The 22,496-nt window shown below is 69.0% G+C and carries 18 protein-coding genes; 8 read left to right on the plus strand and 10 right to left on the minus strand.

What is annotated here, in order from left to right; genetic code table 11:
- Positions 1-64: 64 nt before the first annotated feature.
- Positions 65-505 (plus strand): type II toxin-antitoxin system RatA family toxin, encoded by a 441-nt coding sequence (locus tag AC3A6X_RS24390; RefSeq protein WP_487844615.1) that lies wholly within the window; start codon positions 65-67, stop codon positions 503-505.
- Complete coding sequence (locus tag AC3A6X_RS24395; RefSeq protein WP_487844616.1) at positions 505-837, plus strand: RnfH family protein; 333 nt, start codon at positions 505-507, stop codon at positions 835-837. The genes AC3A6X_RS24390 and AC3A6X_RS24395 overlap by 1 nt, the downstream gene beginning before the upstream one ends.
- Before the next feature lie 16 nt (positions 838-853).
- Here AC3A6X_RS24395 and AC3A6X_RS24400 read toward each other — a convergent pair whose 3' ends face one another.
- On the minus strand, positions 854-1,390 hold the full coding sequence (locus AC3A6X_RS24400; protein ID WP_487844617.1) for a DUF4124 domain-containing protein: 537 nt from the start codon (positions 1,388-1,390) through the stop codon (positions 854-856).
- A 149-nt stretch (positions 1,391-1,539) separates the two neighbouring features.
- On the opposite strand from AC3A6X_RS24400, the gene guaB reads away from it, so the two are divergent.
- From guaB to AC3A6X_RS24415, 3 genes are all read left to right on the plus strand, one after another.
- Positions 1,540-3,009, plus strand: coding sequence for an IMP dehydrogenase (gene guaB, locus AC3A6X_RS24405; protein ID WP_487844618.1), 1,470 nt, complete (start codon positions 1,540-1,542; stop codon positions 3,007-3,009).
- Between the two features lie 11 nt (positions 3,010-3,020).
- On the plus strand, positions 3,021-4,634 hold the full coding sequence (guaA, locus tag AC3A6X_RS24410; RefSeq protein WP_106556690.1) for a glutamine-hydrolyzing GMP synthase: 1,614 nt from the start codon (positions 3,021-3,023) through the stop codon (positions 4,632-4,634).
- A gap of 197 nt (positions 4,635-4,831) precedes the next feature.
- On the plus strand, positions 4,832-7,918 hold the full coding sequence (locus tag AC3A6X_RS24415) for an ATP-binding protein (RefSeq protein WP_487844619.1): 3,087 nt from the start codon (positions 4,832-4,834) through the stop codon (positions 7,916-7,918).
- Positions 7,919-7,931: 13 nt separating this feature from the next.
- Here AC3A6X_RS24415 and AC3A6X_RS24420 read toward each other — a convergent pair whose 3' ends face one another.
- Positions 7,932-8,852: a hypothetical protein gene (locus tag AC3A6X_RS24420; protein WP_487844620.1), complete on the minus strand. Its 921-nt coding sequence runs from the start codon at positions 8,850-8,852 to the stop codon at positions 7,932-7,934.
- Between the two features lie 35 nt (positions 8,853-8,887).
- Entirely contained in the window at positions 8,888-12,682 is a 3,795-nt protein-coding gene (locus AC3A6X_RS24425) for a Dyp-type peroxidase (RefSeq protein ID WP_487844621.1), read from the minus strand.
- A gap of 259 nt (positions 12,683-12,941) precedes the next feature.
- On the opposite strand from AC3A6X_RS24425, the gene AC3A6X_RS24430 reads away from it, so the two are divergent.
- A complete protein-coding gene (locus AC3A6X_RS24430) occupies positions 12,942-13,616 on the plus strand; it encodes a protein-L-isoaspartate(D-aspartate) O-methyltransferase (RefSeq protein ID WP_487844622.1) in 675 nt (224 codons plus the stop codon).
- A gap of 5 nt (positions 13,617-13,621) precedes the next feature.
- Here AC3A6X_RS24430 and AC3A6X_RS24435 read toward each other — a convergent pair whose 3' ends face one another.
- The 7 genes from AC3A6X_RS24435 to cyoA all read right to left on the minus strand — a co-directional run bounded on the left by AC3A6X_RS24435 (position 13,622) and on the right by cyoA (position 20,369).
- Entirely contained in the window at positions 13,622-14,161 is a 540-nt protein-coding gene (locus AC3A6X_RS24435) for a response regulator transcription factor (RefSeq protein ID WP_487844623.1), read from the minus strand.
- On the minus strand, positions 14,151-15,443 hold the full coding sequence (locus AC3A6X_RS24440; RefSeq protein WP_487844624.1) for an ATP-binding protein: 1,293 nt from the start codon (positions 15,441-15,443) through the stop codon (positions 14,151-14,153). The genes AC3A6X_RS24435 and AC3A6X_RS24440 overlap by 11 nt, the downstream gene beginning before the upstream one ends.
- Positions 15,427-16,215, minus strand: a complete 789-nt coding sequence (locus tag AC3A6X_RS24445; RefSeq protein WP_487844625.1) for an SURF1 family protein — start codon at positions 16,213-16,215, stop codon at positions 15,427-15,429. Before AC3A6X_RS24445 ends, AC3A6X_RS24440 begins: the two co-directional genes overlap by 17 nt.
- Positions 16,212-16,592, minus strand: a complete 381-nt coding sequence (cyoD, locus tag AC3A6X_RS24450; RefSeq protein ID WP_309961989.1) for a cytochrome o ubiquinol oxidase subunit IV — start codon at positions 16,590-16,592, stop codon at positions 16,212-16,214. Before cyoD ends, AC3A6X_RS24445 begins: the two co-directional genes overlap by 4 nt.
- A complete protein-coding gene (cyoC, locus tag AC3A6X_RS24455) occupies positions 16,589-17,233 on the minus strand; it encodes a cytochrome o ubiquinol oxidase subunit III (protein ID WP_487844626.1) in 645 nt (214 codons plus the stop codon). The genes cyoD and cyoC overlap by 4 nt, the downstream gene beginning before the upstream one ends.
- Complete coding sequence (gene cyoB / locus AC3A6X_RS24460) at positions 17,226-19,229, minus strand: cytochrome o ubiquinol oxidase subunit I (RefSeq protein WP_487844627.1); 2,004 nt, start codon at positions 19,227-19,229, stop codon at positions 17,226-17,228. Before cyoB ends, cyoC begins: the two co-directional genes overlap by 8 nt.
- Before the next feature lie 81 nt (positions 19,230-19,310).
- Positions 19,311-20,369, minus strand: coding sequence for a ubiquinol oxidase subunit II (cyoA, locus tag AC3A6X_RS24465; protein ID WP_487844628.1), 1,059 nt, complete (start codon positions 20,367-20,369; stop codon positions 19,311-19,313).
- A 173-nt stretch (positions 20,370-20,542) separates the two neighbouring features.
- Between cyoA and AC3A6X_RS24470 the strand changes: the two genes are divergently transcribed.
- Both AC3A6X_RS24470 and AC3A6X_RS24475 read left to right on the plus strand, forming a co-directional pair.
- Positions 20,543-21,889 carry an MFS transporter gene (locus tag AC3A6X_RS24470; RefSeq protein ID WP_309961995.1) on the plus strand — a complete coding sequence of 449 codons (1,347 nt, stop codon included), beginning with the start codon at positions 20,543-20,545 and terminating at the stop codon, positions 21,887-21,889.
- Positions 21,886-22,488, plus strand: a complete 603-nt coding sequence (locus AC3A6X_RS24475) for a 2'-5' RNA ligase family protein (RefSeq protein WP_487844629.1) — start codon at positions 21,886-21,888, stop codon at positions 22,486-22,488. Before AC3A6X_RS24470 ends, AC3A6X_RS24475 begins: the two co-directional genes overlap by 4 nt.
- Positions 22,489-22,496 lie beyond the last annotated feature (8 nt).

Raw genomic sequence — 22,496 nt, forward strand, 5'->3', positions numbered from 1 at the left:
CGCTGTTGTGCGGCGGCGCGCGGCGGGCTTCATACAATGGAACGCAGCCCCTGATTCGTTTTTCATGAAAGCAGTCCACAAGTCCATCCTGATCTGGTACAGCGCCGAGGAGATGTACAAGCTGGTCACCGACGTGACGAAGTATCCCGAGTTCCTCCCGTGGTGCGACAAGGCCCGCGTGATCGAGCAGGACGCAGGGGGCATGACAGCCGAGGTCGGCCTCGCCTTCAGCGGCTTCCACCACAGCTTCACCACCCGCAACACCCATGTGCCGGGACGCGAGGTGCACCTGCGGCTGGTCGATGGGCCCTTCTCCAACCTCGATGGCGTCTGGAAGTTCACGCCCGTCGGGGAAGAGGGCGAGCGGGCCTGCCGCGTCGAGCTGAACCTCAGCTACGGCTTCAACAACTTCGCGCTGCAGGCCCTGGTCGGGCCGGTGTTCGACAAGATCGCCTCCAACCTGGTCGAAGCCTTCGTCAAGCGCGCCGAGCACATCTACGCCTGATGCCCCAGGTCACGGTCGCGTATTCGCCGGCCCCGCGCGAGGTGTTCGAAGAGGAACTCAGCGTGGCCGAAGGCGCCACGGTGCGCGATGCGGTGCAGGCGAGCAGCCTGGCCGAGCGCTATCCGCAACTCGATTGGCAGGCCCTCGCGCCCGGCATCTGGGGCCGGGCCGTGGAATGGGGGCAGCCGGTACAGTCGCTCGACCGCATCGAGCTGTGCCGCCCGCTCACGGTCGACCCCAAGCTCGCGCGGCGCGAGCGCTTCAAGCAGCAGGGGGCGAGGGGAACGGGCCTCTTCGCGCGCCGGCGCAAGGGCGGCAAGGCGGGGTACTGAAGCGGGCCGCCCGGGGCTACTTGCAGTCGCTGTCGATGACCGACTGCAGGCGCTGGTTCTCTGCGGCGCGCATCTTGTCGTCCATGATCTCGCGCTCGCCCTGCGCGTTGAGGCGGGCGACGCGCATGCCGCTGTCCATCGTGGCCTTGCCCTGGCGTGCGCGCTGGCAGTTCTCGGACTTGGCCTGCGCCACCTTCTGCGCTTCGGCGGCCTGCTTGGCCTTCTCGGCTTCCTCGGCCTTGCGGGCTTTTTCCTCGAGTTCCTTGTCGACGCCAGCGGGCTTGGGGCTGCCGGCGGGGCGGGGCGCAGTGGCCGGCGCTGCGGCCTGAGCGCCCGCATCCGGTGCGGCAGCGGGCGCGGGACTGAATGTGGCGCGCGACGACGCGGCGGGCCCGGGGCGCCGAAGGATGTTCTTTTCCGGGACGTCCGGCGGCGGCGCGGTGTCGCTGAAGACCTTTTTGTTGTTCTGATCGATCCATTGCCATTGGGCCTGGGCGGCCGTCGCCATGAGGAGGCAGGCCGATCCGAGTACGAGCAGGTGCGCGAGCTTCATGGGTGGCAGTTTAGCTTCGACTTACGTTTTGCAACGTTTCCGGCCGAGCATTTGCTGAGTTTGCGAGGCATTTGGCCAACATCCGGATGAACCCGCGCGCCGGGCGGGCATGGCGCCATCGTTACAATCCGTCTTTTGGAGCCTCACCCATGCGCCTTCTCGGCAAAGCGCTCACCTTCGACGACGTGTTGCTGGTGCCAGCCTTCTCCCAGGTCCTCCCCAAGGACACCTCCCTCGCCACCAAACTCTCCCGCAACATCACGCTGAACCTGCCGCTCGTCTCCGCGGCCATGGACACCGTGACCGAAGCCCGCCTCGCGATCGCCATCGCGCAGGAAGGCGGCATCGGGATCGTTCACAAGAACCTCACCCCCGCCGAGCAGGCCGCGCACGTGGCCAAGGTCAAGCGCTACGAATCGGGCGTGCTGCGCGACCCGGTGGTGATCACCCCCACCCACACCGTGCTGCAGGTCATGCAGCTGTCCGATGAGCTCGGCATCTCGGGCTTCCCGGTGCTGGACGGCGGCAAGGTGGTGGGCATCGTGACCGGCCGCGACCTGCGCTTCGAAAATCGCTATGACGTGCCGGTGAGCGAGATCATGACGCCGCGCGAGAAGCTCATCACGGTGCCTGACGGCACCACACTGAGCGAGGCGAAGGCGCTGCTCAACAAGCACAAGCTCGAGCGCCTGCTGGTGATCAACAACGCCTGGGAGCTCAAGGGCCTGATCACCGTCAAGGACATCACCAAGCAGACCAGCTTCCCCAACGCCGCACGCGACGCCAGCGGGCGGCTGCGCGTGGGCGCGGCGGTCGGCGTGGGCGAGGGCACCGAGGAGCGCGTCGAGGCGCTGGTCAAGGCCGGCGTCGACGCCATCGTGGTCGACACCGCGCACGGCCACAGCGCCGGCGTCATCGAGCGCGTGCGCTGGGTCAAGAAGAACTATCCGCAGGTCGACGTGATCGGCGGCAACATCGCCACCGGCGACGCTGCCCGCGCACTGGCCGATGCGGGCGCCGATGCGGTCAAGGTCGGCATCGGCCCGGGCTCCATCTGCACCACGCGCATCGTGGCCGGCGTGGGCGTGCCGCAGATCATGGCGGTCGACAGCGTGGCCACCGCGCTGCAGGACAGCGGCATCCCGCTGATCGCCGACGGCGGCGTCCGTTATTCGGGGGACATCGCCAAGGCCATCGCGGCCGGTGCCAGCACCGTCATGATGGGCGGCATGTTCGCCGGCACCGAGGAGGCGCCGGGCGAGATCGTGCTGTTCCAGGGCCGCAGCTACAAGAGCTACCGTGGCATGGGCTCCATCGGCGCCATGCAGCAGGGCAGCGCCGATCGCTACTTCCAGGAATCGACCACCGGCAATCCGAACGCCGACAAGCTCGTGCCCGAGGGCATCGAAGGCCGCGTGCCCTACAAGGGCTCGATGGTCTCGATCATCTACCAGATGTCCGGCGGCCTGCGTGCCAGCATGGGCTACTGCGGCTGCGCGACGATCGAGGACATGAAGAACAAGGCCGAGTTCGTCGAGATCACCACGGCCGGCATTCGTGAGAGCCACGTGCACGACGTGCAGATCACCAAGGAAGCGCCGAACTACAGGGCGGAGTAACTGAGCCGCCCATGCAACACCAGAAAATCCTCATCCTCGACTTCGGCTCCCAGGTTACGCAGTTGATCGCGCGGCGCGTGCGCGAGGCCCATGTGCTCTCCGAAGTCCATCCCTGCGACGTCAGCGACGAGTGGGTGCGCGAGTATGCGAAGGACGGCACGCTCAAGGGCGTGATCCTGTCCGGCAGCCATGCGAGCGTCTACGAAGAAACCACCGACAAGGCGCCGCAAGCGGTGTTCGAGCTCGGCGTGCCGGTGCTCGGCATCTGCTACGGCATGCAGACCATGGCGCACCAGCTGGGCGGCAAGGTCGAGGGCGGCCACAAGCGCGAGTTCGGCTTCGCGGCCGTGCGCGCGCGCGGCCACACCGAGCTCCTGCGCGACATCGCCGACTTCACCACCGATGAAGGCCACGGCATGCTCAACGTCTGGATGAGCCACGGCGACAAGGTCACCGAGCTGCCGCCCGGCTTCAAGCTGATGGCCTCGACCGACAGCTGCCCGATCGCGGGCATGGCTGACGAAGAGCGGCATTTCTATGCCGTGCAGTTCCATCCCGAGGTCACGCACACGCAGCAGGGCAAGGCGCTCCTCGAGCGCTTCGTGCTCGGCATCTGCGGCGCGAAGCCCGACTGGGTGATGCGCGACCACATCGCCGAGGCGGTGGAGGCGATCCGCCAGCAGGTCGGCGACGAGGAGGTGATCCTCGGCCTCTCGGGCGGCGTCGATTCCTCGGTGGCCGCGGCGCTCATCCACCGTGCCATCGGCGACCAGCTGACCTGCGTCTTCGTCGACCACGGCCTGCTGCGGCTGAACGAGGGCGACATGGTGATGGACATGTTCGTCGGGCAGCTCCACGCCAAGGTGATCCGCGTCGACGCGAGCGAGCTCTTCCTCGGCAAGCTGGCCGGCGTGAGCGACCCCGAGGCCAAGCGCAAGATCATCGGCGGCGAATTCGTCACCGTCTTCAAGCAGGAGGCCGCCAAGCTGACCAGCGCGGGTGCCAAGGGCGCCAAGTGGCTGGCGCAGGGCACCATCTATCCCGACGTGATCGAGTCCGGCGGTGCCAAGAGCAAGAAGGCCGTCACCATCAAGAGCCACCACAACGTGGGCGGCCTGCCCGAGCAGCTGGGCCTGAAGCTGCTGGAGCCGCTGCGCGACTTGTTCAAGGACGAGGTGCGCGAGCTCGGCGTGGCGCTGGGCCTGCCGCCCGAGATGGTCTACCGCCATCCCTTCCCGGGCCCCGGCCTGGGCGTGCGCATCCTCGGCGAGGTCAAGAAAGAGTATGCGGAGCTGCTGCGTCGCGCGGACGCGATCTTCATCGAGGAGCTGCGCAACTTCAAGGACGCGTCCAGCGGCAAGAGCTGGTACGACCTGACCAGCCAGGCCTTCACCGTCTTCCTGCCGGTCAAGAGCGTGGGCGTGATGGGCGACGGCCGCACCTACGACTACGTGGTCGCGCTGCGCGCCGTGCAGACCAGCGACTTCATGACCGCCGACTGGGCCGAGCTGCCCTATGCGCTGCTCAAGAAGGTGTCGGGGCGGATCATCAACGAGGTGCGCGGGATCAACCGGGTGACTTACGACGTGTCGAGCAAGCCGCCGGCGACGATCGAGTGGGAGTGAGGGCGCTGGTGGCCGGGTCGGCTGTCTGAGGGGAACAGACAGGCCGTGGGTCGCCCGCGTGCTGGACGGCATAACGCTTTTGTGGGATACCCCACGCTTCCAATCGCCCGGGCACAGCCTAGACTACGAAGGTATTAGGACTTGGCGTTCCCGGCGCAGGGGGCGCCGACCGCATGCTTCCCCTCGGCCCCTGACACATGCTCCGACCCTTCGAAGAAGAACCCGCTGCGGACGAAGACCCGACCGACGACGCCCCCGGGCGGCGCCGGTACCTGACCATCCTCTTCTCGGACCTCTCCGAATCCACCCGCCTCGGCGAGCTGATGGAGTCCGAGCTCTACGCCGGCATGCTCGCCCAGCTGCGCCGCCTCTGCCGCGAGATCATTCCGCGCCACGGCGGCAACATTGCCCGCATCCAGGGCGACGGCGTGCTGGCCTTCTTCGGCTATCCCGAGACCCGCGAGGACGACGGGCGCCGCGCGACCGAGGCCGCGCTCGAGCTGCACGCGGCCGTGAGCCGGATGGTCATTGCCGGCGCCGGCTTCCCGGCCGGCGCGCTGACCCTGCATTCCGGCATCCACGCCGGGCTGGTCCTCCTTTCGGACGGCGACGTCGAGCGCGGCCGCTTCGAGTTGCTGGGCAACGTGCCGAACATCGCCGCGCGTCTGTCGGACCTCGCCGAGCGCGACGACATCTGCGTGAGCGAGGAGACGCTCGGGCCGCACGCCCACTTCTTCACCTGCAGCGAGCCGGCACTGGTGCAGCTCAAGGGCCGCACGCCGCCGCTGGCCGTGCGCCGGGTGCTGGGCCGCGCGCCCGCGCCGCAGCGCTTCGAGGCGATGGAGCGGCGCAGCCTCTGCCCCTTCGTCGGCCGCGAGCCGGCGCTGCGCCTGCTGCGCGATCGCCTGCGCATGGCGATCGCCGGCAATGCGCAGTGCGTCGTCCTGTCGGGCGGGCCCGGCGTCGGCAAGACGCGGCTGGTCGACGAACTGCGCCGCCATGCCGCCGCCGGCGAATGCCTCGCGCTCCAGGGCTACTGCGGCACCTACCTGGCGGAGCCCCTGCAGCCCTTTCTGCACATGCTGCGCGCGCTGTTCGGCCTCTCGCCGGGCCTGCCGGCCGAGCCCACGCAGGCGCATCCGCTGCTGGCGGCGCTGGAGCAGGAGGAGGGCGGCGCTTCCGTGCTGGCCCAGGTCCGGCAACTGGTGACGCCGCGCGATGAGGCGGGCCCGCTGAGCCCCGGCGCCACGGTGCCGGCGCTGCGAAGCCTGTTCGAGCGGCTCGCGGCCCGCCAGCCGCTGCTGCTGGTGGTGGACGACTGGCAGTGGGCGGACGAGGCCAGCCAGCAGGCCCTCGATGCAGTGCTGTCGCTGCAGGGCCCGATCTTCGTCGTCGCCGCCACGCGGGCGGCGGTCAGCGAGAGTCTGTTCCTGGCACCCGTCACCACGCTCGAGCTGCAGCCGCTGGACGACGGCGAGGCCGCCCGGGCCACCCGCCACCTGCTGCCCGGTGCCGATCCCTTCGTGGTCGCCGAGATCCAGCGCTACGCCGGCGGCATCCCGCTCTTCATCGAGGAGCTCTGCCACTCGGCTTCGGCGCAGGGCGCGCAGTGGCTGCGCGAGCTCCGCCTGGGCAGCGCGGCCTGGCTCACGGCCCTGATCGAATCGCGGGTCGACCGGCTGCCGCCGGCGCAAGCCGAACTGCTGCGGGCGGCGGCCGTCATCGGCGGCGTCTTCCCGGCCTGGCTGCTGGAGCAGCTCACCGGGCACGGCGCGGACGATCCGCTGGTCGCGGCGCTGGCCGAGCAGGACTTCCTCTTCGCGGGCGAGCAGCCCGGGACGCTGCGCTTCAAGCACGGCATCACCCGCGACGTGATCTACGAGGCGGTCGGCCTGCACCGGCGCCGCGAGATGCATCGCCGCATCGCGCAGGTGCTCGAGGGCCGCGGCGAAGGCGCGGCACAAGGGGAGCTCTACGAGGCCCTGGCCTACCACTGCGCCGCCGCCGCGCTGGCCGAGCCGGCGGCGCGCTATGCCGAGCTGGCCGGCGACAAGGCCATGGCCGCGTCGGCGCTGGACCGCGCGCGCGCCCAATACTCGGCCGCGCTGAAGGCGCTGGACGAGCTGGGCCCGCCCTCGCGCGAGCTGGCGCTGCGCTGGTGCGCGATCGCGCAGAAGCTGGGCATGGCCTGCGTGTTCGATCCGCTGGGCCTGGCCGACGGCGTGGCGATCTTCGAGCGCGGCCTGACGCTGGCGCGCCAGAGCGGCAGCATGGACGCGATCGCGCGCGCCTCGTACTGGCTCGGCTACATCTGCTATGCCAAGGGCATGTCGAAGGCGGCGATCGCGCATGGCGAAGCCGCGCTGGACCTCGCCACGCAGATCGGCGATGCGCGGCTCGCCACGCAGGTGCGCGCCACGCTGGGCCAGGCGCTGCTGGCCGGCTGCGAATACGGCCGGGCGCTGGTGCTGCTGGACGCGGCGGTGGACAGCAAGCGGCGCCAGAGCCGCCCGGGCAGCAGCCTGGCCGTCGGCTCGGCCTATGCGCTGGCCTGCAAGGCCTACCTGCTCGGCGACCAGGGGCACTTCGCGCAGGCCGACGACTGCTTCGCCGAAGCCTTGCACCTGGTCGGCGATTCGCTGCACCAGGTCTCGGCCTCGGTGCGCCACTGGATCAGCGTGGTCTACCAGTGGCAGGGGCGCTGGGAGGAGGCGCTGCGCGTGGCCGAGCGTGCATCGGAAATCGCCGAGCTGGTGAGGAGCCGGCAGCAGCTCGCCATGGGCCGTGCGCTGGCCGGCTACGCGCAGTGGAACCTGACGCGCGACCCGGAAGCCCTGCAGGCGGTGCGCGACGCGACCGCCTGGATCGACGCACGCAAGGGCGCGCTCGCCACCTCGCTGAACCACGGCTGGCTGGTCGACGGCGCGGTCGCCACCGGCCGCAACGAGGAGGCGCGGCGTCACGCGGCACGGCTGTTCATGCGGGTGCGCCAGCACGACCGCATCGGCGAGGCCCTGGGCTGCCGCGCCCTGGCCCGCGCCGCCGCCAAGCTCGACGACTTTGCACGCGCCGAGCACTACCTCGCCGGTGCCGAGCGCTCGGCGAAGGTCCGCGGCTCGGCGCACGAGTTGGCGGCGACCCAGCTGTGCCGCGCGCAGATCGAGGTGGGGCGCGGTCGCGTCGCGGAGGCGCAGCGGCTGCTCGATTCGGCCTGCACCGCCTTCGAGATGATGGGCATGCGCTGGCACCTGGAGCGCGCCGAGCGCACGCGCGACATGCTGTAGCTGCAGGGTCGGCTCAGGCCGGAATCTTCGCAGCCACCTTGTCCGCCACCAACTCGAAGCCGGTCGGGATGGTGGGATGCAGCTCGTTCTGCCAGAACTCCTGGTAGTCCGCGTCCAGGGTGGAGAGGGTGCCGCGCAGGTTCGCATGCAGCACGTGCTGGAACTCCGGGTTCTGCAGCAGCGCGATCTGCATCATGTTGAGCCGGTCGATCAGCGTCTTCAGGATCTTCTTGCGGTCTTCCAGCGCGTTGTAGCCCAGCTCGACCAGGCCCGGCTTCAGCCACACGTTCAGGAAGACGCCGCGGCCATCGGGCACCGGGTAGTCGTAGCCGTGGAGCAGGATCGGCACCTTGCGCCCGACCGAGGCGACGCTCACGGTGGTGATGGCCGAGAGCATGACCGTCAGCAGCTCGCGCAGGCGCCCGTCGACGAGCTTCAGCAGCATCTCCTCCTTGACAGGCTGCGCATGGCCCTCCGCCGCCGGATGCACCAGCGACTTGAGCGTCTGCTTGTCGCCCACCACGTCGTTGCCCCCACCCGAGAGCAGGATGGCCTTCAGGCTGCTCTTCTCCTCCGAAGTCAGGCCCTGGATGCGGGCGGTCAGCCATTTGAGCTGCTCGCCCTGGGCCGTGTCGTCGGGGTCGGGGATCTGGTCGCCCGGCGGCACCTCGAAGATCATTTCCGCGAGCGTGCTGCCGGCGCGGGCGCGCGAATCCACGTTGTAGTGGAACTTGCGCTCCAGCACGTCGAGCACGTCCCCCCGCGGCCAGTAGGCGAACCAGGAGTCGCCGAGCGCGATCAGCATCTTCTGCGCCGCGGCCAAGGGCGCGACCCCCACGCCGCGCGCCAGCCTCCGGCGCTGCCCCTCCACCAGGAAATCGCCGAGCCGGCGTCCGCGCTCGATGGCCGGCTGGTCCTTCTCGTAGATGCTCATGTCTCGCTCCTTCGCGGCCCTTGCCGCGCCGTGGTTCAGAGGCGCCCCTCGAAGGTGAAGGCCAGCGGCGCGGGGCTCGGTCGCATGCGTTCCTTCACGTCGGCCAGGCCGGCCAGCATGCCCAGCAGCACGCCCATGCCCGCCTTGTAGCCCGGGCAGGCATGCGCGGGGTGCGCGCCGTCCTGGGTGCGCCGGCCGCCGAAGATCGGCGTCACGTCGCGCTTGGCTCCGGGCTTGTCTTCGCGCAGGCTCTGCTGCGTCGCCGAGACCAGCGACAGAACCACGGTCTCGCCGTCGGCGAGCTTTTCGTTGCCGATCCGCACTCCACCGCCCTTGACCCGGCGCCACACGAGTTCCGGCGAGGGCCGCAGCTGCATGACTTCCTTGAGCGGCTCCTCGAGCAGCGCCTTCGCCCTGTCGTAGACCTCCGCCTCGCCGTGCTGTGCCCAGGCCGTGCGCAGGGCCCAGAAAGTGCCGTCGCGCAGCCACTCGTTGAGCGAGAGGCGCAGGTTGCCGTCCACGGTCGGCAGGAAGCCCATCAGCGCCCCGGCGAAGGTGCGGGCCACGAAATCGTCGTCGGCCTTGGCGTCGGGGAAGGCGCCGAGGATGGCCGATGCGAGCACGGCTTCCTTGCCCTTCGGCGTCTTCGGCGCGGACTTGCTTTCCTGGAACGGGCGGATGAAGGCATGCAGCGCTTGGGTCAGCGCATTGCCGTAGCGCTCGCCGTAGCGCTTCACGTCGTCGTTGGGACGGGGCTGGAAGATGTAGCGCGAGGGCGCGGTGAACTGGCTCGGGTAGATGGCGGGATCGCCTTCCTTCCAGTCCCAGCGCCAGCTGCCGGGCACCAGGGGCGGCGTCGGCGCGTCGGGCTGAAGCTCGGGCAGGCCGAACCATTCCTGGCACAGCAGGGCCAGCACCTTGTCGGCGACCTCCTTGACGTCGAGATTGAGTTCCCAGCGCCTGCGGCCCAGCTTGGGGGCGATCTCCTTTTCGGCCTCCATGAATTCCTGCAGCACCTGCCCGGTGAAGTCGAAGGCCAGGCGGAAGGCGCTCTTCTCGTCGATGGCACCGATGGCCTGGTTGACCTGGATCGATTGCCGCTCGTACTCGCCGCTGCCATCGCCCCGGTCCAGGCCCAGGTAGATCTGCCGGATCGAATCATCCATCCGTTCCCGGTAGCCGGCCACCGTGTAGTGCGCGTCGTCGCCCAGCACCTCCAGCACGCGCTCGCGATCGGCCACCAGCACGCCATAGGGCGTGCGCAGGACGCCGCCGTGGCGTTCGCGGATGGCGGCCCAGACTCCGGCGCTGATGAACTTCTCCTGCGCCTCCGGGTCTTCGAGCACGCTCTTCCAGGCCCGGATGGCCGCCGCGGGGCAGGCCGCCCCTTCGAGCTGCAGCAGCGCCTGGATGCGATGCTCGCCCTCGTCTGCCGACCAGACGGGCAGGGGGCGCGGGCCGAGGGCGGCCAGGCGGATGAGCTCCTGCAGCGCATGCACCGAGGGCGTGAACAGATAGGCGCCCCAATCCACGCGCACGAAGGGCCGCGACTCCTCGCTGAGCCCGGGCGCCTGGTCCAGTGCGATGCGATGGCTCCGCGGCACGCCGTTCACCGGATGCTCGAACCGGAAGCTGCGGTCTTCGCCCGCCTCCGGCACGCCGAGCAGCACGTCGCCCTGGCCCGAGAAGTTCCCGGCGCTGTTGCCGCCCACCAGCCAGCGCTGGATCACCTCGAACTGCTCGCTGATGCTGGCGTTGTAGGCCATGAACATCAGGCCGCGCTCCTGGCCGTCGTCCGCGTAGCCGCCTTCGGGAACCACGTCCGGGAATGCATAGCGCGGCCCGAAGGACATGCTGCGGCGCATCAGCCGCGGGCGGCGGCGCCCCGGGGGGTCTGGCGGCGCACTGGCCACGTCGTCTTGCCGCGGGTTGGCGCGGCGGATGTGGGCGTGGAAGGGACAGACCCGGCCCTCCGCATCGGCGCGATAGTCGAAGTCGTTGATCGCCTCGGCGTCGACCAGCGGCCGGCCGTCCCGGTGCCGCCCCATCAGCTTCGCGAAGATCAGGTCCTCGTCGAGCCCGGTCTCGCGGCCGGCGCGGCGCACCGTCTCGTAGAGCGCGGCCACGTCCTGCCGCAGCTTGCGCACGACCAGGAAGCTGCCGTTGTGGAAGAACTGGAGGCGCTCGCGCTCCGCCTCGCTGTTGCCCTGCGGTTTGGCATCCGCTTCATTCGGGTATCCGAGCAGCAGCTCGCCCAGGTGCACCTGGTTGCGGTAGACGGCGCCCTCGGGCACGGCATCGAGCACCGGCTGGCCGTCGCCGTCGGCAAAGCCGAAGTGCTCCTGGATTCGCTCCTTGTTATTGAGGTAGCGGCGCAGCGGCTCGATGGCGAGCAGCCGCACGCCCTGGCGCGTGCCGCCCTGGCCGAAATCGCCGAAGAGCTTTGCGATTGCTCCGTGCAGGGGATGGCCCTTGTCCGTGGGGTCCATCGCGTCGTTGCCCGGCGCCCCGATGCGCAGCTGGATCACGAGGTGGACGGCCGCCATCTCGACCGTGGTGTCGTGCGCGGGTGCGCCGGCCTGCGCGACACGCTGCGGCAACCGCCAGCGGCGCGGATGGTTGGCGCGGAAGTCCCCGAGCATGCTGGCGCGCGCCTCCATGCCCTCGCGGAATTCCTGCGGGAACCAGGCCAGCTGCTCCTCCGGCATGCCGAGAAAGCGCAGGCCCTCGTAGGTGAGCGCGACATTGACGATCGGCTGGCCCGCGGGAGGCTGGCCAGTGGCGGTCGTCAGCGACTTGAGCAACTCGTTGAGCAGGCCCGCGCCGGCGCCGCGCACGTCGAAGGCGACCAGCAGCAGGCAGCCGTGCGTGATGCTCTCGTAGGGCCGCAGGATGCCGCCCTGCACGTCGGCGGGATCGTCCACCTGCGCCCGGGGCGGCAGCGCGGGCACCTCGCGCGGCCGGGTGACCTCGGGGTCGTCCGTCGGCATCAGCCAGCGGAGGTGGCGATCGAAGCGCACCTTCATGGCTTCCTTCAGCTCCTCGGGCAGATCCTCGTCATCCATGAGCGAGACGAACTCGCGCAGGATGTCGCGCGCGGCCCGCTGCAGGACCCGGCCGTCGGGCGTGCCCGGCAGGTACATGTCGGTGAGCCGGAACAGCACGGCCAGCGACTGCAAGGCCTGGCGGCTGGCGTCGAGCGCCAGTCCCGTGTTTCCGGTGGCCGCCTTCCAGGCGATCTCTTCGGGGGTTCGCACGCGCAGGCGCGTTGCCGCGAGCGCTTCGGCCTGTGCGTCCGGCGAGGAGGGCGCAGGCGGCTGGCGATGGAGCCGTTCCTCGTCCCGCAGGTAGCGCGCGTCTTCGACGGTCAGCCCGTGCGTGTTGTAGTAGAAGGCGGTCTCGATCTGCACCTTGCGCACCCAGCCGGCCCAGGCGTCGAAGCCCGCGTCGTGCGACACCACGTAGCCCTCGGTGTTGCAGAAGATCACGTCCAGCAGGGTGCCCACCTTCTGCCACAGCACGCGGATGTAGGCCTCCCAGGTGCCGTCGAAGGTGACGGCCAGCAGGATCTTGTCCTCCGGCTCGAGCACCGCGACGCGGAAGGAATGGATCTTGGCCACGCGCTCCACCGCATCGGAGATCGGGCGCAGCAGCGCGTACTCGTGCAGCGAGGCGCGCCCGCCCTGCAGCGTCTTGAGCAGGCGCTTGGCCCGCGTCTTGTACGTGATGGCCTCCAGCGAGGACACCAGCCCCGGCTTGATCGGCGCCAGTAGCGTCAGGTCGCTCGAGCCGGTCAGGCTCTTGCCCTTGATCACCAGTTCTGCTCGCATGTTGCCTCCTCCTCCCGGTGGGCGGCCGCGCGACGTGCCGCGGCACGCCATGCGAGGCCATGAAGTGGGTCGGATTGTCGTGCGCGGCCGCTGTGTGGCGCAAGGCTCCCGCCCAGGCCTTCGGTGACAGCGGACGGGACGATATCGTCGGGGTGCAAACCCCGCATCCTCCAGAAAGGGGAGAGGTGTCACCCGGTGTCTTGTGCCCGCGCGCAAGCGTAGGATCGGGACGTCGGCACCGCCGCCTCGAGGAGGCACCATGAGCGAACCGGATTTCACGACCCTCCACCAGCGCATGCTCGCCGAGATCGCCGCCAAGACCATTTTTGCGACCACGCATCTGGGCAAGGCCGCGCTCGACCCGCGGGTCATGGAGGCCCTCGCCAAGGTGCCGCGCCATGTCTTCGTGCCGATCGAGCTGCGGCCCTATGCCTATGTCGACACGCCGCTTCCGATCGGCTACGGCAAGACCATCTCGCAGCCCTTCATCGTTGCCGTGATGACCGACCTGCTGCGCGTGGGGCCGACCGACACCGTGCTGGAGATCGGCACCGGGCTGGGCTACCAGTCGGCGATCCTGTCCGAACTCGCGCAACAGGTCTACAGCGTCGAGCTCATCGAGGAGCTCGCCCGGCAGGCGCGCCAGCGGCTGGCCCGCCAGGGCCACGCCAACGTCGAGGTCAAGATCGGCAACGGCTGCCACGGCTGGCCCGAGCACGCGCCCTTCGACCGGGTGATCGTCACCGCGGCGCCCGAGCTGATCCCGCCGGCGCTCATCTACCAGCTCAAGCCCGGCGGGCGGATGGTGATCCCCGCCGGCCTGCCGGAGGCGCAGCAGCTGCTGCTGGTCGAGAAGGACGCGGATGGGTCGCTGTCGACGCGGGAGATCTTTCAGGTGCTGTTTTCGACGCTGGAGGATAGCGACGTCGATTGAGGGCGCTACTTGACCCGCTGCTTCCCCAGCTTGCGCGCCAGCGTGCGCCGGTGCATGCCCAGGCGTCGCGCCGTCTCCGAGATGTTGAAGCCGGTCTCGGCCAGCACTTCGTGGATGCGCTCCCACTCCAGCGTCTTGATCGAGGTGGAGCGCTCGGTCAGTGCCACCTCGGTGTCGCCCTGGGCGCGGCCGAAGGCGGCCTCGATATCGTCGGTATTGGAGGGCTTGGCCAGGTAGTGGCAGGCGCCCAGCTTGATGGCCTCGACCGCGGTGGCGATGCTGGCGTAGCCGGTGAGCACCACGATCAGCATCGTGGCGTCGTGCTGGTGCAGCATCTGCACGCAGGCCAGGCCGGAGGCGCCGCCCGCCAGCTTGAGGTCCACCACCGCATAGCCCGGCGAATGCGCCTTCAGCAGCGCCGCCACCTGCTCGGCGCCGGCGGCCACCAGCACCTGGTAGCCGCGCCGCTCGAAGGAACGGCTCAGCGTGCGGGCGAAGGCCGCGTCGTCCTCGACGATCAGCAGCTGCCGTTGCTCAGCTTCCATGGCTCGTTTCCTCGAGAGTGATCGCCGCCAGCGGCAGGCGCAGCGTCACGGCCGCGCCGCCTTCGGGGCGATTGCGCGCCGACACGCTGCCGCCCAGCGTGCGCGCGACGTTGACGACCAGGAACAGGCCCAGCCCGCCGCCGGGGCGCCCCTTGCTCGACTGGTAGGGCTTGCCGAGCTGCGCCAGCATCTCCGGGGCGAAGCCCGGGCCGGCGTCGCTCACGGTCAGGCTGAGCCAGTCGCCGTCGCGCGTTGCCTCCAGGCCGACCCAACGCGGCGAGGCCTCCAGCGCGTTGTCGAGCACGTTGTAGATGGTCTGCTTCAAGGCCGGATCCGAGACGATGGCCACATCGTCGCCGAAGGCCGTCGAATAGGCCAGCGCCTCGATCGGGCGGGTGGCGCGCCACTCGGCCACCAGCTCGTCGAGGAAGGCGATGACGGTGGTCTGCGCCGGCGCCTCGCCGCGCGCCTCGCCGGCCGACAGCAGGATGCCGGTGACGATGGTCTTGCAGCGCGCCACCTGGGCCTGCATCTCCTCGATCTCCTGCCGCAGCTCGGGCTCGGCGGCGAAGGGCTGCATGTGCTGCCAGTCGCCCAGGATCACCGCCAGCGTGGCCAGCGGCGTACCCAGCTCGTGCGCCGCGCCGGAGGCCAGCAGGCCCATGCGCACGATGTGCTCCTCTTCGGCGGCGCGCTGGCGCAGATCGGCCAGGCGGGCGTCGCGCGCGCGCAGGTTGCGGTTGATGCGGGCGATGAAGATGGCCAGCAGCGCGGCATCGAGCGCAAAGCACAGCAGCAGGCCCTGGATGTAGGGGCTGGCGAGGCCGCGGCCGTTCTCCGTCGGGATCTCCAGGGGCCGGTGGAACAGGATCAGCCCGACGAAGCAGGCCACCGTGACGCCGATCAGGGTGCGCGTATAGACCGGCCCCAGCAGCACCGCGCCCAGGCACACCTGCAGCAGGAACAGGAAGATGAAGGGGTTGGTGACGCCGCCGCTCAGGTAGAGCTGCACGGTCAGCGTGCCGACGTCGGCCAGGAGCGCGACGAAGAGCTCCAGGTCCGTCACGTCCTCGTGGCGGTCCCAGCGCCACAGGCTGACCAGGTTGAAGATGGCGAGGAAGCCCAGCGCCCCCAGCATCGGCCCGAGCGGCAGCCGGATGCCGAAGCCGAAGTGGACGACCCCGATGGTCGCCACCTGGCCGACGACCGCGATCCAGCGCAGCTGGATCAGCTGCTGCATGTTCTTCAGGCCGGTGGCGTCGGCTTCAGTCTGCGGCTGCATCGCGGGCCTTTCTTGCGGTGCGGTCCGCGCGCGCCACCAGCCAGGCCGCCAGCAGCACCCCCAGGGCCAGGCCGAACCAGGTGAGGGCGTAGACCAGGTGGCTGTTGTGGAAGACGATCACCGTCAGGCCGCCCACCGGCCAGCGCGGCTCGGCGCCGGCGGGTTGCGGCGTAGGGGCGTCCTCGTCCACGAAGAAGGGGGCGACGTCCGCCAGTCCGCGCGCGGCGGCGATGGCCTGCACGTCGCGCGAGAACCAGCGGTCGGCCGCGGGATCGTTGCGGCGCAGGAAGCCGCCGCCGGGCTCGCTGATGCGCAGCAGGCCGGTGAGGCGGACCTCGCCGGCCGGCTCGTTGCCGCTGCGTGTCGCGCGCTCGCGCCGCTCGGCCGGGACGAAGCCGCGGTTGACCAACACCACCGGGCCCTGCACGGTTCGCAGCGGCGTCAGCACCCAGTGGCCGGGGCCCAGCTTGGTCGAGGCCTGCACCAGCGTCTCGCGCTCGTGGAGGAACACGCCTGCGAGCCGCACATGCCGGTACTCGTCGTCGGCCGCATTGATGCGGGGCCATCGCGCGGGCTCGGGCACATCGACGGGCGTGGCATGCACGCGCGCCTCGACCCGTTCGATGAGCGCCAGCTTCCACGCCCGCCGCTCGATCTGCCACGCGCCCAGCGCTGCGAACAGCGCGAAAAGAAGAACGCCGGCGAGGGCGAGCAGCGCCAGCGCCGGCGTGGAACGCGGTCCCCGGGTCGTGTCGGGCAGCGTCCGGCTCAAGGCATGTTGCGCATCTCGTGCATGGATGCCGGCATCATGTTGCTGTTCATGTGGAACATCACCCACAGCGAGCCGCTCAGGGTGATCACCACCAGCACGATGGTGAAGATCAGCGCGAGCATGTTCCAGCCTCCCTGCGAGTGGGCGTTCAGGTGCAGGAAGTAGATCATGTGCACCACGATCTGCACGGCCGCGAAGGCCAGGATGACGATGGCTGTAGTGCCGGGCTTGTCGAACACATTGCCCATCACCAGCCAGAAGGGAATTGCGGTCAGGATCACCGACAGGACGAAGCCCGTCATGTAGCCCTTGAGGCTGATGTGCAGGTCGTCTTCGACGTGCGGGTCGTGGTCGTGAACGTCGTGCGCTTCGCTCATTTCAGGGTCCCCATCAGGTAGACGAAAGTGAAGACGCCGATCCACACGACGTCCAGGAAGTGCCAGAACATCGACAGGCACAGGAGGCGCCGCCGGTTCTCGGGAATCAGCCCGTGCTTGCCGACCTGGATCATCAGCGTGACGAGCCAGATGATGCCGAAGGTCACGTGCAGGCCGTGTGTGCCCACCAGCGTGAAGAAGGAGGACAGGAAGGCGCTGCGCTGCGGGCCGGCGCCTTCGTGGATCATGTGCGCGAACTCGTAGAGCTCGATGCCGATGAAGCCCGCGCCCAGCAGGCCGGTGACGGCCAGCCAGACGAGCGTGCCGCCGACGCGCTTCTTCAGCATCTCCAGCATCGCGAAGCCGTAGGTGATGGAGGACAGCAGCAGCAGCGAGGTGTTGAGCGCCACCAGCGGCAGCTCGAACAGGTCGGCGCCCGAGGGCCCGGCGGCATAGCTGCGGCCCAGCAGGCCGTACATTGCAAACAGGCAGGCGAACACCAGGCAGTCGCTCATCAGGTAGAGCCAGAAGCCCAGCAGCGTGCCGTTCTCGGGGTGGTGGTGGTCGTCGAAGACGTGGAAGTGCGCGTGCGTGGCCGCAACGCCGGCGGCGCGGGGGGTGGGGGCGGTGATCTCAGACATGGCCGGCCATCAGTTGGGTGCGCGCCGCTTCCGTGCGGACCACTTCGTCCACCGGAATGTGATAGTCGCGCTTGTAGTTGAAGGTGTGGATGATGGTCGCGATGATCAGCATGGCGAAGGACACGCCGGCGACCAGCCACATGTGCCAGATCAGCGCGAAGCCCATCACCGCGCTGATGGCGGCCAGCACGAAGCCGGCGGCGGTGTTCTTCGGCATGTGGATCGGCGCGAAGCCTTCCTGCGGCCGCTCGTAGCCGCGCTGCTTCATGTCCCACCAGGCGTCGTTGTCATGGATGCGCGGCGTGAAGGCGAAGTTGTAGGCCGGCGGCGGCGAGGAGGTGGACCACTCCAGCGTGCGGCCGTGCCACGGGTCGCCCGTGGTGTCGCGCAGCGACTCGCGCCGCATGAAGCTCACCACCAGCTGGATGAGGAAGCTCCCGATGCCCAGCGCGATCAGCACCGCGCCGAAGGCGGCGACCTGGAACCAGATCTGCAGCGAAGGGTCCTCGAAGTGGCTCAGGCGGCGCGTCACGCCCATCAGCCCGAGCGCGTACAGCGGCATGAAGGCGAAGTAGAAGCCCACCAGCCAGAACCAGAAGGAGCACTTGCCCCAGAACGGGTCGAGCTGGTAGCCGAAGGCCTTGGGGAACCAGTAGGTGATGGCCGCGAAGGCGCCGAACACCACGCCGCCGATGATCACGTTGTGGAAGTGCGCGATCAGGAACAGGCTGTTGTGCAGCACGAAGTCGGCCGGCGGCACCGCCAGCAGCACGCCCGTCATGCCGCCGATCACGAAGGTCACCATGAAGCCGATCGTCCACAACATCGGCACGTCGAACTTGATGCGCCCGTGGTACATGGTGAACAGCCAGTTGAAGATCTTCGCCCCCGTCGGGATCGAGATGATCATCGTCGTGATGCCGAAGAAGGAATTCACGCTCGCGCCCGAGCCCATGGTGAAGAAGTGGTGCAGCCACACCAGGTACGACAGGATGGTGATCACCACCGTCGCATACACCATGGAAGCGTAGCCGAACAGGCGCTTGCGGCTGAAGGTGGAGACGATCTCGGAGAAGGCGCCGAACACCGGCAGGATCAGGATGTACACCTCCGGATGGCCCCAGATCCAGATGAGGTTGACGTACATCATCGGATTGCCGCCGAGCTCGTTGGTGAAAAAGTTCGTTCCCACGTAGCGGTCCATCGACAGCAGCGCCAGCACGGCCGTGAGCACCGGGAAGGCGGCGACGATCAGCACGTTGGTGCACAGCGCGGTCCAGGTGAAGACGGGCATTTTCATCATGCCCATGCCGGGGGCGCGCATCTTCACGATGGTGGCGATCAGGTTCACCCCCGAGAGCAAGGTGCCGACCCCCGCGATCTGCAGCGACCATATGTAGTAGTCCACCCCGACGTCCGGGCTGTAGAGGATGCCCGACAGCGGCGGATAGGCCAGCCAGCCGGTCTTGGCGAACTCGCCGATGAACAGCGACGCCATCACCAGCATCGCGCCCATGGTGGTCATCCAGAAGCTGAAGTTGTTCAGGAAGGGGAAGGCCACGTCGCGCGCGCCGATCTGCAGCGGCACCACGTAGTTCATGAGGCCGGTGACCAGCGGCATGGCGACGAAGAAGATCATGATCACGCCGTGCGCCGTGAAGATCTGGTCGTAGTGGTGCGGCGGCAGGTAGCCCGCGTTGTCGCCGAAGGCGATGGCCTGCTGCAGCCGCATCATGATGGCGTCGGCGAAGCCGCGCAGCAGCATCACCAGCCCCAGCACGATGTACATGATGCCGATCTTCTTGTGGTCGATGCTGGTGATCCAGTCGCGCCAGAGCGTGCCCCAGACGCGGAAGTAGGTCATCGCGCCCATCATCGCGAGGCCGCCCAGCACCACGGCGGCGAAGGTCGCCACCAGGATGGGCTCGTGGTAGGGGAAGGCCTCCCAGGTGAGGCGTCCGAAGATCGGATGGGTCATGGCGGGGTGGTCGGGCATCTTGCGTCTCGGATAACCAAGGGGTGGGGCGCCGCCCGGGGCCGCGCCTGGAATGTGGGGTGATCGCCGGGATCGGGTGGCTTACTGGATCGTCGTGCGCGCGGGCAGCGGTGCGCCGGTCGGGTTGTCGGCCGTGCAGATCTCGGCGGCGACGGTGCGCATCGGCAGCCCTTGCTCGCCCCGCGGCACCTCGGTCAGGGCCAGGGGCGAGAGGCCGGCCTTGCCGGCGCCGCCGGTGGCATCGAGCGCCATCATCTGCCGCATGCACATCTTGCCGGGCTCGACGCAGCGGTTGAGGATGGCGTCGTACAGGCCGGGCGCGACGCTGGCGTAGCGGCGCACGGGCTCGCGTTCGCTCGGGCGTTCGAGCTGCATGTAGTCGTTGCGGCCGAGCGCCTTGCCCTCGGCCTTGGCCTTCTGCACCCACTGGTCGAACTCGCCGCCCTGCAGGCCGTGGAATTTGAAGCGCATGCCCGAGAAGCCGGCGCCGCTGTAGTTGGCCGAGAAGCCCTCGTACTCGCCGGGCTTGTTGATGACCGCGTGCAGCTTGGTCTCCATCCCGGGCATGGCGTAGATCTGGCCGGCCAGGGCGGGCACGTAGAAGGAGTTCATGACCGAGGAGGCCGTGATCTTGAACTGGATCGGCCGGTCCACCGGCGCCGCCAGCTCGTTCACGGTAGCGATGCCCTGCTCGGGGTAGAAGAAGAGCCACTTCCAGTCGAGCGCCACCACCTCGACCACGAGGGGCTGCGTGCCTTCGGGCACCTGGCGGCCCACGCCGATGCGATCGAGCGGCCGGTAGGGGTCCAGCGTGTGGGTGCTGATCCAGGTGACCGCGCCCAGGGCGATGATGATCAGCAGCGGGGCGGCCCAGATCACCAGTTCCAGCTGGGTGGAATGGTCCCAGTCGGGCTTGTAGGTCGCCTCGGTGTTGGACTGGCGATACCGCCATGCAAAGAGAAATGTCAGCGCGATGACCGGCACGATGATCAGCAGCATCAGCAGCGTGGAGATCACGACCAGCCGGCCCTGCTGGGCGGCCACGTCGCCGGAGGGATTCAGCACCACCATGTTGCAACCCGCCAGCAGCAGGGCGAGAACGAGCAGGGCCGACCGGCGAAGAAGGGATAGGAATGGCATGCCAGGATGGGAAGAAGAGCGCGCACCGCGGGAAGACGCGGATGGCCAATGCGCGCAGAATGTATCCCCATCGGGGGCGGTTGGCGATTGGACGTTTTGTCCTATGGCGCAAAACTGCATCTGATGCGACCCTGATGGATTCCTGCAAGGCTCCCTGAACCCGTAGCACCGCGATGTCCAGCATCAGTCATACCCATCCCGATCCCTCGTCCGAATCCCTCGAGAGGGATGCCCGGCTCATCACCGCCGACCATTCCAAGGTCGCCCCCGGCGAAATCGCCGTCGGCGTGGTCATCGGCCGTGCCTCCGAGTATTTCGACTTCTTCGTCTACGGCATCGCTTCGGTGCTGGTCTTCCCGGCGCTGTTCTTTCCCTTCGAGCAGCGCCTGGAGGGCACACTGTACGCCTTCGTCATCTTCTCGTTCGCATTCATCGCACGGCCCATCGGGACAGTGATCTCGATGCATGTGCAGCGCCGCTGGGGCCGCGCCACCAAGCTGACCATGGCCCTGTTCCTGCTGGGCACTTCCACGGTCGGCATTGCCTTCCTGCCGGGCTACGAGAGCGCGGGCGTGCTCTCCATCGTGCTGCTGTCGATCCTGCGGGTCGGACAGGGGCTGGCGCTGGGCGGCTCGTGGGACGGGCTGCCTTCGCTGCTCGCGATGAACGCGCCGCCGAACCGCCGCGGCTGGTACTCGATGCTCGGGCAGTTGGGGGCACCGGTGGGCTTCGTCGTGGCCAGCGGGCTCTTCGCCTTCCTGTATGCCAGCCTGTCGCTGGACGACTTCCTGGCCTGGGGCTGGCGCTACGCCTTCTTCGTGGCCTTCGCGATCAACGTCGTGGCCCTGTTCGCGCGCCTGCGCCTGGTGGTCACGCACGAATACGAGGAGCTGATGGAGGAGGGCGAGCTCGAGCCCACCAGCGTGATCGAGCTGGTTCGCACCCAGGGCGGCAACCTCCTGATCGGCGCCTTCGCGGCGCTGGCGAGCTATGCGCTGTTCCACCTGGTCACGGTTTTCCCGCTGTCGTGGATCCGGCTCTACTCGGACCAGTCCATCACCCAGTTCCTCATGATCCAGGTGGTCGGCGCCTTCCTGGCAGCCGGCGGCATCGTCGCTTCGGGCTGGATCGCCGACCGCGTGGGCCGGCGCCGCACGCTCGGCACCCTGGCCGTGATGATCGCCGTCTTCAGCGGCTTCGCGCCCACGCTGCTGGGCGGCGGCACGCTGGGGCAGAACGTCTTCATGCTGGTCGGCTTCGTGCTGCTGGGGCTCTCCTACGGCCAGGCCTCGGGCACCGTGACGTCGAACTTCATCCGCAAGTACCGCTATACCGGGGCTGCGCTCACGGCGGACCTGGCCTGGCTGATCGGTGCCGCCTTCGCGCCGCTGGTGGCGCTGGGCCTGTCGGCCAACTTCGGGCTGGCCTACGTCAGCGTCTACCTGCTGTCGGGCGCCGCGTGCACGCTGGCGGCGCTGAGCATCAACCGGGCGCTCGAGGCGCGCGGCGACGAGTCGTGACGCCGGGGCGCGGTGCGCAGCAGCCTTCGCCCGAAGGCACTGCGCCCGCGCCGCGATACACCGACAGGCTGTTCTTCGCGCTGCTGCCGGATGCGCCGGCCATCGTCCGCATCGAGCAGCTGATCGCGGATCTGCGCCGCGATCACGGGCTCAAGGGCAAGGCGCTCGGCGCGTCGCGCTTCCATGTCACCCTGCACCTCGTGGGCAACTTCCGGGGCTTCCCCCAGGCGGTGGCCGACGCCGCCTGCGCAGCAGCCCAGGCGCTGACGGTCATTCCTTCATTCAAGCTCGGCTTCGATCGCGTGGGAAGCTTCGCCCGCAGGCCGCGCAACATGCCGCTGGTGCTGCTCGGCGACGAAGGCCTGATCGCGGCGAAGGCCTTCCAGCAAGCGCTCGGCAAGGCGATGGCCCGGGCCGGCGAAAGCCACGGCGACGCGGCCCACTACACGCCGCACCTGACGCTGCTTTACGACGACACCCATGTGGCCCCGCGCGCAGTCGAGCCGATCGGCTGGACCGCGAACGAGTTCGTTCTGGTGCGCAGCCTGATCGGGCAAAGCCGGCACGAGGTGCTGGCGCGCTGGGTGCTGCACGGCTGAGCTGGGCG

The organism is Variovorax sp. Soil_C_12 (assembly GCF_057657375.1).

Excerpts from the sequence above, each read along its gene's own strand:
- AC3A6X_RS24470 (WP_309961995.1), top strand. The coding sequence starts at position 20,543 with ATGTCCAGCATCAGTCATACCCATCCCGATCCCTCGTCCGAATCCCTC.
- AC3A6X_RS24440 (WP_487844624.1), bottom strand. The coding sequence starts at position 15,443 with ATGCAGCCGCAGACTGAAGCCGACGCCACCGGCCTGAAGAACATGCAG.
- guaB (WP_487844618.1), top strand. The coding sequence starts at position 1,540 with ATGCGCCTTCTCGGCAAAGCGCTCACCTTCGACGACGTGTTGCTGGTG.
- AC3A6X_RS24430 (WP_487844622.1), top strand. The coding sequence starts at position 12,942 with ATGAGCGAACCGGATTTCACGACCCTCCACCAGCGCATGCTCGCCGAG.
- AC3A6X_RS24420 (WP_487844620.1), bottom strand. The coding sequence starts at position 8,852 with ATGAGCATCTACGAGAAGGACCAGCCGGCCATCGAGCGCGGACGCCGG.
- AC3A6X_RS24390 (WP_487844615.1), top strand. The coding sequence starts at position 65 with ATGAAAGCAGTCCACAAGTCCATCCTGATCTGGTACAGCGCCGAGGAG.
- cyoA (WP_487844628.1), bottom strand. The coding sequence starts at position 20,369 with ATGCCATTCCTATCCCTTCTTCGCCGGTCGGCCCTGCTCGTTCTCGCC.
- AC3A6X_RS24435 (WP_487844623.1), bottom strand. The coding sequence starts at position 14,161 with ATGGAAGCTGAGCAACGGCAGCTGCTGATCGTCGAGGACGACGCGGCC.
- guaA (WP_106556690.1), top strand. The coding sequence starts at position 3,021 with ATGCAACACCAGAAAATCCTCATCCTCGACTTCGGCTCCCAGGTTACG.
- AC3A6X_RS24395 (WP_487844616.1), top strand. The coding sequence starts at position 505 with ATGCCCCAGGTCACGGTCGCGTATTCGCCGGCCCCGCGCGAGGTGTTC.
- cyoC (WP_487844626.1), bottom strand. The coding sequence starts at position 17,233 with ATGTCTGAGATCACCGCCCCCACCCCCCGCGCCGCCGGCGTTGCGGCC.
- cyoD (WP_309961989.1), bottom strand. The coding sequence starts at position 16,592 with ATGAGCGAAGCGCACGACGTTCACGACCACGACCCGCACGTCGAAGAC.
- AC3A6X_RS24400 (WP_487844617.1), bottom strand. The coding sequence starts at position 1,390 with ATGAAGCTCGCGCACCTGCTCGTACTCGGATCGGCCTGCCTCCTCATG.
- AC3A6X_RS24415 (WP_487844619.1), top strand. The coding sequence starts at position 4,832 with ATGCTCCGACCCTTCGAAGAAGAACCCGCTGCGGACGAAGACCCGACC.
- cyoB (WP_487844627.1), bottom strand. The coding sequence starts at position 19,229 with ATGCCCGACCACCCCGCCATGACCCATCCGATCTTCGGACGCCTCACC.
- AC3A6X_RS24425 (WP_487844621.1), bottom strand. The coding sequence starts at position 12,682 with ATGCGAGCAGAACTGGTGATCAAGGGCAAGAGCCTGACCGGCTCGAGC.